Raw genomic sequence first — 13,956 nt, 5'->3', positions numbered from 1 at the left:
CCCCTTCGTCATGCCCGGGCAGGCGGACGGGCCGTCGGGTGGCCGGCAGCGTGCGCGCGCAGGGGGGCGATCAGGCGGCGATGCCGACCGCGTGGCCGATCGTCATCGGATCGGCCAGGGTGGTCAGGAGTGCGTCCGCGACGTCCGCGCGGGCGATGGACTTGCCACCGGGGACATTGGCATCGAGGGCCCGTCGGTACGTGCCCGTGCGGGGCCGGTTCAGCAGGCGTGGCGGGCGGACCACCGTCCACTGGACATCGCCCGCCGCGATGGCCGCCTCCATCACCGCCAGGTCCGCGTACAGGTCCCGCAGCACCCGCCGCAGGATCGGGTAGACCACTACCCGGGTCAGGAAGCCGTCCCGCGAGTCCGGCGGGCCCAGCGGGGCGGCGCTCACCGCCGACACGCGCCGCACCCCGGCGCGGGCCATCGCCGAGACGATCGACCGCAGGGCCGGGCCGGCGATCGGGGTCAGCCGGGCCTGCTTGTTGTTGGCCGAGCCGAGAGCCGAGACCACCGCGTCCCGCCCCGTGACGAACGGGAGCAGGGCCTCCTCGTCCGTGAGGTCCCGCACCACGGCCACCTGGAGGCGGTCGTGCGCCGGCACGTCCAGCCGCGCCGGGTCGCGTACGACGGCCGTCACCTCGTGACCCGCGCCGAGGGCCTGCCGGACGACCTCGCGGCCGACCCCGCCCGTGGCCCCGAACACCGTGAGTCTCATTGCGAACTCCTGCCCCGTTGATGGTGGGTGAGTATTCACTCACCCCCGTTCCCCCTTAGAGTGAGTGAATGCTCACCCCCACGTCAAGCCGCCCCACGCCGGAGCGTCTGCTGGACGCCGCCGAGACGCTGATGCGCACCAGCGGGCTGGCCAACGCCACCACCAAGGCCATCGCCCGCGAGGCCGGCTGCTCGGAAGCCGCGCTCTACAAGTACTTCGCGAACAAGGAGGAGCTGTTCGTCCGCGTGCTCATGGAGCGCAGGCCCAACGCCGCCGCGCTGATGGCCGCGCTCGCCGGCGACCCCGGGGAGCAACCCGTCGAGGACCGACTGGGCGACATCGCCCGCCACGCCTCGCTCTTCTACGCCGACGCCATGCCCATGGCGGCTTCGCTCTTCGCGGACCCCGCCCTGCTCATCCGGCACCGCGAGGGCGTCCGTGAGATCGGCGCCGGACCGCACGTGATGCTCGACGCGCTGACCGGCCACCTGGTGCGCGAGCGCGACCGCGGGCGGCTGCGCCCCGACGCCGATCCGGCCGCCGCCGCCGCCCTGTTGCTCGGCGCCTGCTTCCAGCGGGCCTTCTTCCTGCACTTCTCGGGGGCCGACGTGGTGCGGCCGGTCGAGGAGTTCGCCCCGGCCCTGGCGCGCACCGTCTGGGCCGCGCTGCGCTGAAGGGCCCCGCGGCCCCGCTCCGCGGCCTCACCGTGCGGGGGTGTCGCGGTGGGCGGTGGGGTCGTCGGGCGCCGGCGTCGGAGTCCGCCCCCGTCAGAGTTCGCCCGCGTAGGGCGGTTCCGCGCCCGCCCGTGTGCAGGTCACCGCCGCCGCGCGGGCGGCGTACGCCAGTACCTCCGGCCAGTCCACCGGACCCGGCCGCCCGGTCAGCCGGTGCAACAGCGCCGCGTTGACGGTGTCGCCCGCGCCGATCGTGTCCACGACGGGCACCCGCAGTCCGGGCACGGAGTGCTCCGCGCCCGCCCGCGTCCACACCGTCAGGCCCGCACCGCCCCGGGTGAGCACCACTGCGGACGGTCCGGCCGCCAGCCAGTCCGCGACCCGGCCGCCCAGCCAGGCCGCGTCCTCCTCGGAGAGCTTGAGGATCGACACGTGGGGGAGCCGGCGCAGGAAGCGGTCCCGGTAGGCGTCCGCGTCCGGGATCAGCGCCGGCCGGATGTTGGGGTCCATGAGGGTGGTCAGCCCGCGCCCCGACTCGCGGCGCAGCAGGGCGTCGTAGGCGCTCGCGCCGGGCTCCAGCACCAGGGAGCAGGTGCCGAGCGCGAGGGCCCGTGCGCCGGGCGGCAGGGCGGGCGGGAGGGCGAACAGCCGGTCGGCCGTGCCCTCGGTGTGGAAGACGTAGGCCGCCGAGCCGTCCGGGGCGAGTGACGGCACGGCCAGCGTGGTCGGTTCGGGGCCGCGTTGGACCAGCGAGAGGTCCACCCCGGCGGCCCGGAGGCCGTCCAGCAGCGAGACGCCGAAGCCGTCCGTCGACACCCGGGAGCAGAAGGCGACGTCGGCGCCGAGCCGGCCCAGCGCGAGCGCGGTGTTGTACGGTCCGCCGCCCGGCCGGGGCAGCAGGGCGCCCGGCGGCTCCGCGACGGGCACCAGGTCGATCAGGGCTTCTCCACCGACGACGATCACGCGGGGGAAGGTATCCCATCGGGCGCGGGTATCGTCGGGTGGGCCGAACCCCACGCCCAACCCCACCGAACACCCCACCGAACACCACGCCGAACCCCACGCCGAATCCCGGGAGAGTTCCATGTCCGCGTCGCAGTCCGCCGCCCGCCGTACGGTCCTCAAGGGCGCGGCCGCGCTCGCCGGGGCCGCGGGCGCCGGGATGACCCTGGCGGCCTGTTCCACCGAGACCAACAGCGGCGGCGGCTCCCCGGCGGTACCGACCGAGCCGGTCGAACTGGGCGCGACGAGCGAGGTCCCGGTCGGCGGCGCGAAGCTGTTCCGGGAGCGCAAGCTCCTCGTCAGCTGCCCGGCGCAGGGCCAGTACAAGGCGTTCAGCGCCCAGTGCACGCACGCCGGATGCGTCCTGGACAAGATCGTCGAGGGTGAGGGCAACTGCCCCTGCCACGGCAGCCGTTTCGACGTGGCCACCGGCAAGGTGCTGCGGGGCCCGGCCGCCGCCCCGCTGCCCGAGGTCCCGGTGAAGGTCGAGGGCGGCAGGCTCATCGCCGGCTGACCTCCGCTCCGCAACGGACGAAGGAGCCGCCGGCGGGCGAGCGGACCGGCCTACTCCCAGTCCCAGGCTATGCCCAGGATCCCGCGCCGCACCCCCTCCTCCAGCAGGTGTACCGCCCGGTGCCGGCCGCTCGGGGTCAGGTCCGCGAGCCCGTCGCGGCGCGCCCCCGGCCCGCTCCGGCTGAACCGCCGGCAGCGCACGGGCAGGGCCGCCTCGTCGAAGCGGACCTGGAGCATGTACTGGCCGCCGGTGTAGCTGAAGCCGCGCACGTACTCGGTGCTCCGGCCGCCCGTGCCGTCCTCGAAGCCGTAGCCGAAGACGTACGTGTCGCCCGCGCGCAGCCGCGCGTCGAAGAGCAGCTCGGCGACCACCACCTCCGCCTCCCGGTGCCACCGGACCCGCCCCGTCCGGCAGTTCTCCTCCGCCCGCACCCGGATCCGGGCCGGGTCGCAGCCGGGGTCGCCGTGGTGGACGGCGAGGTAGCGGTCGACGCCGTCGCGGTGGGCGCGCACCACGTGCTGCGAGACCCTGCCCACCAACTCGCCGTCGGCGCCGATCCGCACCCGCTCGTGGTGGCCGACCGTGTGCAGACCGCCGTCCGACGGCAGCTCCAGCGCGGCCAGCAGCTCCTCCACCGCGGCTCCCACGCTGACCAGGGACCGGTAGGAGCGACCCGGTGGGCGAATCGTTTCAGCGGAGCCGCCCCCCGGCGCGTCCAGCAGACGTGACAGGGTGCCCCCGGGCAGCTCCAGGATCTCCTCCAGCGCCTCCACGGCCCTCAGGGACTCGGCGCGGCGCGGACGCCGGGCGCCCTGCTGCCAGTAACTGAGGCTCGTCACACCGAGCTTGATGCCGCGCGCGGCGAGCCGGTGCTGCACCCGGTGCAGGGGCAGGCCCCGGGCCGTCAGCGCGGCCCGCAGGGCGAGGTGGAAGGGGCCCGCGCGCAGCAGTCGCGGCAGGTCGTGGGCGCTGTCCGCGGTCGGGCGCATGGCGGAAACCTCCTGTGAACGTTCACGCGTCACGGGGCGGGAGACCGCGTCCGGGACGCCCGGGATTCAGGTGGGCCCTGGTGAGCGAGGGTGGACGGAGGGCGGCCGTTCACATTCCGGTTGCCCCGTTCACACGGTGATGTCACCGCGTATTGAAGCGTGTTGACCTGATCGCGACAACACCCCGATGCTCCTCCACAGCGTCCGGACGCGCTCCTCCGATCCCCACTCTCCACCTCGGGAGGAACGCGATGCGCAAGCCCAACCGGCGGCTGTCCCCGGCCGCCCTCCTCATCGCCCTGCTCTTCGTCCTGTCCACCGGCACCGCCACCGCCGTCGACGCCGGCACGGAATCCGCTCTCGCCTCCAAGCGCCTGAACATCACCATGCAGGCCCAGCAGAAGACCAACTGGTGCTGGGCCGCCGGCGGCAACACGATCGCGACCTGGTTCGGCCGCGCCTACAGCCAGAACCAGTTCTGCAACGCCGCCTTCAACCGCCAACAGGGCACCGAATGCCCCAACAACCAGGCCACCCTGGGCAACGTCCAGACCGGTCTGCGCTGGGCCGGCGTCAACTCCGGCTCCTACGTGACCGGCTGGCTCCAGTACTCCACCGTCCAGACCGAGATCAACGCCGGTCGGCCCATGGAGACCCGCATCCAGTGGTCCAACGGCGGTGGCCACATGCACGTGATCTACGGCTACGACACCGCGAACAGCTGGGTCTACTGGGGCGACCCCTGGCCCTCCAGCGACCGCTACAACTGGGCCTCCCACGCCTGGTACGTCGACAACGACACCTTCTCCTGGACCCACTCCCTCTACCGGATCGGAGCGTGACGCCGTGACCGCCGCACCCCTGCGCGCCGCCGCCGTCGCGGTCCTCGCCGGCGCCTGCCTGCTCCTGTCCCCGCAGGCCCAGGCGTCCCCCGTGCCGCAGCCCCCGGTCGCCGGAGCCGACGTCCGGCAGGCCGCCCGACAGGCGGCCGTCGCCCCCGACACCCTGGCCACCCTCGCCCGCTTCTTCGCCCGGGAGGGCAAGGTCGGCCTCACGGAGGCCAAGCCCCGCATCGAGGGCGAGACGATCCCCGTCAACCACCTCTCCCCGGACTTCGTCGCCGGCAAGGCCGGGGCGCCCGTGGCCCGCCTGGAGTTCCTCGCGAGCGAGGCCGTCTCCTCGGACGGGCAGCGGGCCGCCCTGTGGACCGCCCGGACACCCGCCGGCTGGCAGGTGGTGAACATCGCCACCGGAGACGACGAGTTCCGCTATGCCGGGCTCGGAGCGGAGAAACTGCCCGGCGGCACCGTGTTCCGCGAACCGCAGATCGACGCGTGGTACGTGGCCCGGGGCGACCGCGTGCTGCCGCTCGACGAGGACGCGGCGCGGGCGGTGGGCGCCACCGGGACGAGCCTGGCCGGCTACCGGGCACGCGTCGCCAAGGCCTACGGCGACAAGCTGCCCGGCTCGGCCTACGCCAGGGACGGCCGGGCCGGCGGTTACGCCGAACCCGCCGCGGCGACGGCGGCCCGCTCCACCGGGTCCTCCCCGTCCCCGGCCTCGTCCCCGGTCCTGCCGACGGCCGGGGCCGCCGGGGCCGCCGGGGCGCTCGCGCTGGCCGGCGTCGGGATCCTGCTCCTGCGCCGCCGCGCGGTCCGCCCGTAGGGAAGGCCCGCGGGACCCGGCCCTCCGCCAGGGGGCCGGGTCCCGCGGGCGCCGGGCGGCGCCCCTCCCCGGGCGCCGCCCGCGCCGGGCGGCGCCCCTCCCCGGGCGCCGCCCGGAAACCGCCGCGCCGGGCCCGCGGCCGAAAGCCGCCGCGCCGGGTCCGCGGCCGGGTACCGGCGGGGCCGGTGCCCGGGGGCCCGTTGTCGGCCGTCGCCAGTAGGGTGGTTGGCATGGCCGACCCTTCCAGCTACCGCCCCAAGCCGGGGCAGATCCCCGACTCCCCGGGGGTCTACAAATTCCGCGACGAGCACCGCCGGGTGATCTACGTCGGGAAGGCCAAAAGCCTGCGGCAACGCCTGGCCAGCTACTTCCAGGACGTCGCGGGCCTGCACCCGCGTACCGCCACGATGGTCACGACCGCCGCCTCCGTCGAGTGGACCGTGGTGTCCACCGAGGTCGAGGCGCTCCAGCTGGAGTACTCCTGGATCAAGGAGTACGACCCCCGGTTCAACGTGAAGTACCGGGACGACAAGAGCTACCCCTCCCTCGCCGTCACCATGAACGAGGAGTACCCCCGGGTCCAGGTCATGCGCGGGCCCAAGAAGAAGGGCGTGCGCTACTTCGGCCCCTACGGGCACGCCTGGGCCATCCGCGAGACGGTCGACCTGATGCTGCGCGTCTTCCCCGTGCGCACCTGCTCCGCCGGGGTGTTCAAGCGATCCGCCCAGATCGGCCGGCCCTGCCTGCTCGGCTACATCGGCAAGTGCTCCGCGCCCTGCGTGGGCCGGGTCACCCCCGACGAACACCGCGACCTGGCCGAGGACTTCTGCGACTTCATGGCCGGCCGCACCGGCACCTACCTCACCCGCCTCGAACAGCAGATGCGCGAGGCCGCCGAGGACATGGAGTACGAGAAGGCCGCCCGGCTGCGCGACGACATCGGGGCCCTGCGCCGCGCCATGGAGAAGAACGCCGTCGTGCTCGCCGACGCCACCGACGCCGACCTCGTCGCCGTCGCGGAGGACGAGCTCGAAGCCGCCGTGCAGATCTTCCACGTACGCGGCGGCCGGGTCCGCGGCCAGCGCGGCTGGGTCACCGACAAGGTCGAGGCCGTGGACACCGCCGGGCTCGTCGAGCACGCCCTCCAGCAGTTGTACGGGGAGGAGAAGGGCGAGGCCGTCCCCAAGGAGGTGCTGGTCCCGGCACTGCCCGAGGACACCGCCGCGCTGAGCGAGTGGCTGGCCGGGCGGCGCGGATCCCAGGTGAGCCTGCGCATCCCCCAGCGCGGGGACAAGAAGGCCCTCATGGAGACCGTCCACCGCAACGCCCTGCAGTCCCTCGCCCTGCACAAGACCAAGCGCGCCGGCGACCTGACCACCCGCTCCCGGGCCCTGGAGGAGATCGCCGAGGCGCTGGACCTGGACGGCGCGCCGCTGCGCATCGAGTGCTTCGACATCTCCCACCTCCAGGGCGACGACGTCGTGGCCTCGATGGTCGTCTTCGAGGACGGCCTCGCACGCAAGAGCGAGTACCGGCGCTTCCAGATCAAATCGTTCGAGGGACAGGACGACGTCCGTTCCATGCACGAGGTGGTCTCGCGGCGCTTCCGCCGCTACCTCCAGGAGAAGCTCAAGACGGGCGAGTGGTCACCCGAGGGCGCGCAGGACGGCGAGGTCCCGGCCGAGGACGACGGCCGGCCGAAGCGGTTCGCCTACCCGCCGCAGCTCGTGGTGGTCGACGGCGGGCGGCCGCAGGTCGCCGCCGCCAAGCGGGCCCTGGAGGAGCTGGGGGTCGACGACGTCGCCGTGTGCGGCCTGGCCAAGCGGCTGGAGGAGGTGTGGCTGCCCGGCGAGGACGACCCCGTCGTGCTGCCCCGCACCAGCGAGGGCCTGTACCTGCTCCAGCGGGTCCGTGACGAAGCCCACCGGTTCGCCATCCAGTACCAGCGCAGCAAGCGCGGCAAGCGCCTGAAAGCGAGCCCGCTGGACGACGTGCCCGGGCTCGGCGAGAGCCGCAAGCAGGCCCTCGTCAAACACTTCGGTTCGGTGAAGAAGCTGAGACAGGCGACAATCGACCAGATCTGCGAGGTCCCGGGCATAGGTCGCAAGACGGCCGAGACCGTGGCCGCGGCCCTCGCCCACGCGGTTCCCGCCGGTCCTGCCGTCAACACGGCGACAGGAGAGATCATGGAAGACGAGACCCCCGCGCCCGCGGGAGCATCGTCCGAACGGGGGACCGAGCAATGACCGAGCACGAGACCACGCACGACCGAGACGGAGCACAGGTGAGTACGGGCACGACAGTGGAGCCCGGCGAGGCCGCCGAGGCGGCCATCCCCGAGCTGGTGATCATCTCCGGGATGTCCGGAGCCGGCCGCAGCACCGCGGCGAAGTGCCTGGAGGACCTCGGCTGGTTCGTCGTCGACAACCTCCCCCCGGCGCTCATCCCCACCATGGTGGAGCTCGGCGCCCGCTCGCAGGGCAACGTGGCGCGCATCGCCGTCGTCGTCGACGTCCGCGGCCGGCAGTTCTTCGACGCGCTGCGCGAATCCCTCGCCGACCTCGAAGGCAAGGGCGTCACCCGGCGCATCGTCTTCCTGGAGTCCTCCGACGACGCGCTGGTCCGCCGCTTCGAGTCGGTCCGCCGCCCGCACCCCCTCCAGGGCGACGGCCGCATCACCGACGGCATCGCCGCCGAACGCGACCTGCTGCGCGAGCTGCGCGGCGACGCCGACCTCGTCATCGACACCTCCAGCCTGAACGTGCACGAGCTGCGCGCCAAGATGGACGCCCAGTTCGCGGGCGACGAGGAGCCCGAGCTGCGGGCCACCGTCATGTCCTTCGGCTACAAGTACGGCCTCCCCGTCGACGCCGACCTCGTCGTCGACTGCCGCTTCATCCCCAACCCGCACTGGGTCCCGGAACTGCGCCCCTTCACCGGGCTCAACGAGGAGGTCTCGGGCTACGTCTTCAGCCAGCCCGGCGCCAAGGAGTTCCTCGACCGGTACACCGAGCTGCTCCAGCTCATCGCCACCGGCTACCGCCGCGAGGGCAAGCGCTACGTGACCATCGCGGTCGGCTGCACCGGCGGCAAGCACCGCAGCGTGGCCATGTCCGAGAAGCTCGCCGCCCGCCTCGCCTCCGAGGGAGTCGAGACCGTCGTAGTGCACCGGGACATGGGGCGCGAGTGACCGGACGGAGCCTGAGACTGCGCCGCCTGCGCCGTCTCACCCCCGGGCGCGGCGGGGACGGCGCGGGCCGTCGCCGCGGCGCCACGCCGAAGGTGGTCGCCCTCGGCGGCGGCCAGGGCCTGTCGGCCTCCCTCGCCGCCCTGCGGCGGATCACCGGCGACCTCACCGCCGTGGTCACCGTCGCCGACGACGGCGGATCCAGCGGCCGGCTCCGGGAGGAGCTCGGCGTGCTGCCGCCCGGCGACCTGCGCAAGGCGCTGGCCGCGCTCTGCGGCGACGACGAATGGGGCCAGACCTGGGCCCGCGTCATCCAGCACCGCTTCCAGTCCCGCGGCGACCTGCACGAGCACGCCGTCGGCAACCTGCTGATCGTCGCCCTGTGGGAACAGCTCGGCGACCCCGTCCAGGCACTCGACCTGGTCGGCAAGCTGCTGGGCGCGCAGGGTCGCGTGCTGCCGATGTCGGCGGTGCCCCTGGAACTCCAGGCACTGGTCAAGGGGCACGATCCGGCCCGCCCGGACGACGTGGACACCGTCCGGGGGCAGGCCACCGTGGCCCTCACCCCGGGCGAGGTGCTCTCCGTACAGGTCGTGCCCGGCGACCCGCCGGCCGTGCCGGAGGCCGTCGCGGCCGTGCTCGACGCCGACTGGGTGGTGCTCGGTCCGGGGTCCTGGTTCTCCTCCGTGATCCCGCACCTGTTGGTGCCCGAACTGCTCGACGCGCTCGTCGAGACGAAGGCCCGCAGGGTCCTCTCGCTGAACCTCGCGCCGCAACCCGGGGAAACAGAGGGCTTCTCTCCGCAGCGTCATTTGGAGGTTTTGGCCCGACACGCCCCTAAACTCGCCCTGGACGTGGTGCTGGCCGACGAGGCCGCCGTGCCCGACCGCGAGTCCCTCTCCGATGCCGCGAAACGGTTCGGTGCCGCGGTCGAGCTGGCGCCGGTTGCCAGGCAGGACGGCTCTCCGAAGCACGACCCGGAGCTGCTGGCCGCCGCGTACGACCGTATTTTTCGGATGCATGGAAGGATCGGCCCATGGCGATGACGCCTGCGGTGAAGGACGAGATCTCTCGCCTGCCCGTCACCCGGACCTGCTGCAGGAAGGCCGAGGTCTCGGCGATCCTCCGGTTCGCCGGTGGCCTGCACCTGGTGAGCGGCCGCATCGTCATCGAGGCGGAGCTGGACACGGGGGTCGCCGCCCGGAGACTGCGCAAGGACATCCTGGAGATCTTCGGCCATTCCTCGGACCTCGTCGTGATGGCTCCCGGCGGGCTGCGCCGCGGCAGCCGCTTCGTCGTGCGCGTGGTCGCCGGCGGGGACCAGCTGGCACGCCAGACGGGCCTCGTGGACGGCCGGGGGCGCCCCATTCGGGGCCTTCCGCCCCAGGTGGTCTCCGGGGCCACCTGCGACGCGGAGGCGGCCTGGCGCGGTGCCTTCCTGGCCCACGGCTCCCTCACCGAGCCGGGTCGGTCGTCCTCCCTGGAGGTCACCTGCCCCGGCCCGGAGGCCGCCCTGGCCCTGGTGGGCGCCGCCCGCAGGCTCTCCATCGCCGCCAAGGCGCGCGAGGTGCGCGGGGTCGACCGGGTCGTCGTCCGCGACGGCGACGCGATCGGCGCCCTGCTCACCCGACTGGGCGCGCACGACTCGGTACTGGCCTGGGAGGAGCGGCGGATGCGGCGCGAGGTCCGCGCCACCGCCAACCGACTGGCCAACTTCGACGACGCCAACCTGCGCCGCTCCGCCCGCGCCGCGGTGGCCGCCGGAGCCCGGGTCCAGCGGGCGCTGGAGATCCTCGGCGAGGAGGTCCCCGAGCACCTGGCGGCGGCCGGCCGGCTGCGCATGGAGCACAAGCAGGCCTCCCTGGAGGAGCTGGGCGCGCTCGCCGACCCGCCGCTGACGAAGGACGCGGTCGCCGGCCGGATCCGTCGCCTGCTGGCGATGGCCGACAAGCGGGCCCAGGACCTGGGCATTCCGGGCACCGAGTCGAACCTCGACCTCAGCGAGGAACTGGCCGACAACATGGCCGGCTGACCCGCCCGACCGGGCCGGAGCCCGCCGCGCTCCCCGGGTGCCCGCACGAGTGATCGTGCGGGCACCTTTCGGTACGCCCCATTGACATGCGCATGGGCGGTCGTGAGCCTGTCGTCCGAACGCTTTCGTGGCAGACGACGCCCAGGGGGGCACATGAGGCACCGCGCGAGATCGATCCTCGCCGCAAGCGCACTCGTCTTCGGAACCACACTGGCCGCACTACCCGTCGCGGCCCAGGCGCAGCCCGCCGCGGAGGACGGCTCCGCCGCCTCCGACGAGGTGCGCGTCTACGACGCGGAGATCACCCGCGAACAGGTCCCGCTCGTCCTCGCCGCCGGCCAGGACGCCCACGAGCTCGCCGAACGGGCCCCCGAGCACGGGACCGCCAAGGTCGAACTCTTCCTGACCGCCGCCCAGGCAAAGGAACTCGCGGCCCGGGGCGTGAAGCCGGTCGAGCGCGAGGTCGCCGCCGGCGCGACGGCCCGCGGGAAGGCCGCCGGCGACGGGGTGTTCCGCCCGTACAGCGGCAAGGGCGGCCTCCAGGAGGAGATCCTGCGCACCGCGCGGGAGAACCCGGCGCTCACCAAGGTCGTCTCCATCGGCAAGACCGTCCAGGGCAAGGACATCCTCGCCCTGAAGGTCACCAAGAACGCCAAGAAGGGCAAGGACGGCGACAAGCCCGCCGTCCTGTACATGTCCAACCAGCACGCCCGCGAGTGGATCACCCCCGAGATGACCCGGCGGCTGATGCACCAGACCCTCGACGGATACGGCAAGGACGCCCGGATCACCAGGCTGGTCGACTCCACCGAGCTGTGGTTCCTGCTCTCCGCCAACCCGGACGGCTACGACCATACCTTCACCGCCGACAGCGCCCGCCTGTGGCGCAAGAACCTGCACGACAACAACGGCGACGGCAAGATCACGGCGGGCGACGGCGTCGACCTCAACCGCAACTTCGCCTACAAGTGGGGCTACGACAACGAGGGTTCCTCGCCGAACCAGGCGAGCGAGACCTACCGCGGCCCCACGGCCGGCTCCGAGCCGGAGACAGCGGCGCTCGACCGGTTCGAGAAGCGCGTCGGCTTCGAGTACGCCATCAACTACCACTCCGCGTCCGAACTGCTCCTCTACGGAGTCGGCTGGCAGGTGGCCACCCCGACCCCCGACGACGTCGCCTACAAGGCGCTCGCCGGAACCCCGGAGAACTCCGCCATCCCGGGCTACCACCCACAGCTCTCCTCCGAGCTCTACACCACCAACGGCGAGGCCGACGGACACGCCGCCAACGCCAACGGCGTCATGATGTTCACGCCGGAGATGACCACCTGCCAGACGGCTTCCGCGAGCGACCCGAACGACCGCTGGAAGCCCGAGGACTGCGCCTCCGGATTCAACTTCCCGGACGACGAGAAGCTGATCCAGGCCGAGTTCGCCAAGAACGTCCCCTTCGCGCTGTCCGTCGGCGAGAGCGCCGCGCGCCCGGACCAGCCGACGTCCTCCGTCGGCCTGAAGGCCGCCGACTTCACCGTCGACCCCTTCACGACCTCCTACGTCGCCCGCGGCGAGGACCAGACGGTCGCCGTCACCGCCCGCAAGGCGCTCAAGGACAAGGAACTCAACTTCCGGATCAACGGCGGTCGCACCCACGACGAAGGGCTCAAGGCCTGGAAGGGCGGCGAGACCTACGGAGGCGAGGACAACAACTGGTTCGACGAGTACCGGGCGAAGGTCGACGGCGCCGAGCCGGGCGACAAGGTCGAGGTCTGGTTCACCGGCCGCGACCGTTCCGGCAAGCGGGTCTCCAGTGAACACTTCACGTACAGCGTGGCCGAGCGGCCCCGGGCGGACGTCCTGGTGATCGCGGAGGAGGGCGCCCCGGCCCAGCACGCGCGGACCTACGTCGACGCGCTGCGCGCCAACGGGCGGTCCGCCGCCGTCTGGGACGTCGCCGTCCAGGGCGCCCCGCACCCCCTCGGAGTCCTCTCGCACTTCCGCACGGCCGTCCACTACACGGGGGCCAAGAGCCCCGGTGGTGACACCCAGCTGGCGCTCCGCGACTTCCTCAACGAGGGCGGCAAGCTCATCGAGGCCGGCGAACTGGCCGGCGGCAACGCCCAGGTCGGGCCCGCCGTCACCAACGACTTCAGCCAGTACTGGCTCGGCGCCTACGGCCGGGCCGGCGTGAGCGCCCCCACCGGCTTCACCGGAGCCGGCGGCCTCGCCGGCGCCGCCGGCGGTCTCGGGGACGCGGCGGGCAACCCGCTGAACGCGCCCGGCTCCTACACCGTCACCTCGGACACCCTGCCGGCCGCGCAGTTCCCGCGGTTCAAGAGCGCCCAGGCGGGCCGGTACGCCGGGGTCGTCAACCCGTACGCCCCCCACGCCGGCGCCGGGATGGCCTCGGCCCTGCACACGGACGACGACTGGAAGCGGCTGACCCGCACGCTGGACCTGACCCAGGTCTCCGCCGCCGACAAGCCGGCCCTGCGGATGGCCCTGAACTGGAACACCGAGGAGGGCTACGACCACGCCGCCCTGGAGGCCCGCACGGCCGGCGGGGACGACTGGACCACCCTGCCCGAGGCGAACGGTCTGACCAGCGCTGCTGTCCCGACCGAGTGCGAGGGCGGCTTCCTGCTGAACGGCCACCCGTTCCTGCGGCACTACCTCACGCTCGACGGCGCGGGGTGCGCCCCGCACGGCACCAGCGGGGCCTGGAACAGCTTCACCGGATCCTCGGGCGGTTGGAAGCAGGCCTCCTTCGACCTGAGCGCGTACGCGGGCAAGACCGTCGAGGTCTCGCTGTCGTACGTCACCGACCCGGGATCGGGCGGCCGCGGCGTCTTCGCGGACGAGGCGCGCCTGAACGTGGGCGGAGCGGACCAGGCCGTCGAGGGGTTCGAGACCTCGCTGGGTGCCTGGACCGCCGGACCCGCACCGGCCGGAAGTCCCGACGTTCCGGGCGATTGGTCCCGGTCCGGGGAGCTGTTCAAGTCCTACGCGGCGGTGACTACGCGTGACACGGTCCTGGTCGGTTTCGGCCTCGAACACCTGCCGACCGCGAAGGACCGAGCCGTACTCGTCGGTAAGGCGCTCCGATCACTGAACCACTGAGCCCCACCCCGTCCGCCGCTCACTTTGAGTGACGGGGGACAAGGTCCCGGAGGTC

General features: G+C 73.2%; 12 protein-coding genes. 9 read left to right on the top strand and 3 right to left on the bottom strand.

Translation table 11 applies throughout. The features are described from left to right. Positions 1–70: 70 nt before the first annotated feature. Positions 71–721, bottom strand: coding sequence for an NAD(P)-dependent oxidoreductase (locus tag ACIRO3_RS22245; RefSeq protein WP_404139309.1), 651 nt, complete (start codon positions 719–721; stop codon positions 71–73). Positions 722–789: 68 nt separating this feature from the next. Between ACIRO3_RS22245 and ACIRO3_RS22240 the strand changes: the two genes are divergently transcribed. Next, positions 790–1,395, top strand: coding sequence for a TetR/AcrR family transcriptional regulator (locus ACIRO3_RS22240; protein WP_404139306.1), 606 nt, complete (start codon positions 790–792; stop codon positions 1,393–1,395). Between the two features lie 93 nt (positions 1,396–1,488). Here the strand turns inward: ACIRO3_RS22240 and ACIRO3_RS22235 are convergent, their stop codons facing one another. Next, positions 1,489–2,358, bottom strand: a complete 870-nt coding sequence (locus ACIRO3_RS22235; protein WP_404139303.1) for a carbohydrate kinase — start codon at positions 2,356–2,358, stop codon at positions 1,489–1,491. 121 nt (positions 2,359–2,479) lie between these two features. On the opposite strand from ACIRO3_RS22235, the gene ACIRO3_RS22230 reads away from it, so the two are divergent. Then, positions 2,480–2,911: a Rieske (2Fe-2S) protein gene (locus tag ACIRO3_RS22230; RefSeq protein ID WP_361774933.1), complete on the top strand. Its 432-nt coding sequence runs from the start codon at positions 2,480–2,482 to the stop codon at positions 2,909–2,911. Positions 2,912–2,961: 50 nt separating this feature from the next. On the opposite strand, the gene ACIRO3_RS22225 is transcribed toward ACIRO3_RS22230, so the two are convergent. Then, the gene (locus ACIRO3_RS22225; protein WP_361774936.1) at positions 2,962–3,900 is read right to left on the bottom strand and encodes a hypothetical protein; all 939 of its coding nucleotides are present in this window, start codon (positions 3,898–3,900) and stop codon (positions 2,962–2,964) included. 251 nt (positions 3,901–4,151) lie between these two features. Between ACIRO3_RS22225 and ACIRO3_RS22220 the strand changes: the two genes are divergently transcribed. From ACIRO3_RS22220 to ACIRO3_RS22190, 7 genes are all read left to right on the top strand, one after another. Further along, positions 4,152–4,742, top strand: a complete 591-nt coding sequence (locus ACIRO3_RS22220) for a papain-like cysteine protease family protein (protein WP_365999390.1) — start codon at positions 4,152–4,154, stop codon at positions 4,740–4,742. 4 nt (positions 4,743–4,746) lie between these two features. Next, positions 4,747–5,565, top strand: a complete 819-nt coding sequence (locus ACIRO3_RS22215; protein ID WP_404139298.1) for a hypothetical protein — start codon at positions 4,747–4,749, stop codon at positions 5,563–5,565. Between the two features lie 230 nt (positions 5,566–5,795). Beyond that, on the top strand, positions 5,796–7,811 hold the full coding sequence (uvrC, locus tag ACIRO3_RS22210) for an excinuclease ABC subunit UvrC (protein ID WP_404139295.1): 2,016 nt from the start codon (positions 5,796–5,798) through the stop codon (positions 7,809–7,811). Further along, positions 7,808–8,755 (top strand): RNase adapter RapZ, encoded by a 948-nt coding sequence (gene rapZ / locus ACIRO3_RS22205; protein ID WP_053681595.1) that lies wholly within the window; start codon positions 7,808–7,810, stop codon positions 8,753–8,755. Before uvrC ends, rapZ begins: the two co-directional genes overlap by 4 nt. Then, the gene (yvcK, locus tag ACIRO3_RS22200) at positions 8,752–9,798 is read left to right on the top strand and encodes a uridine diphosphate-N-acetylglucosamine-binding protein YvcK (RefSeq protein ID WP_361774948.1); all 1,047 of its coding nucleotides are present in this window, start codon (positions 8,752–8,754) and stop codon (positions 9,796–9,798) included. Before rapZ ends, yvcK begins: the two co-directional genes overlap by 4 nt. Beyond that, complete coding sequence (whiA, locus tag ACIRO3_RS22195) at positions 9,789–10,784, top strand: DNA-binding protein WhiA (RefSeq protein WP_053681599.1); 996 nt, start codon at positions 9,789–9,791, stop codon at positions 10,782–10,784. The genes yvcK and whiA overlap by 10 nt, the downstream gene beginning before the upstream one ends. 153 nt (positions 10,785–10,937) lie before the next feature. After that, the gene (locus ACIRO3_RS22190; RefSeq protein ID WP_404139290.1) at positions 10,938–13,901 is read left to right on the top strand and encodes a M14 family zinc carboxypeptidase; all 2,964 of its coding nucleotides are present in this window, start codon (positions 10,938–10,940) and stop codon (positions 13,899–13,901) included. Positions 13,902–13,956: the final 55 nt, after the last annotated feature.

The organism is Streptomyces sp. NPDC102278, from assembly GCF_044766345.1.
Taxonomy (GTDB): domain Bacteria; phylum Actinomycetota; class Actinomycetes; order Streptomycetales; family Streptomycetaceae; genus Streptomyces.
Note: the sequence above shows the minus strand (reverse complement) of the source record. Positions and strands in the feature narration are given on the sequence as shown.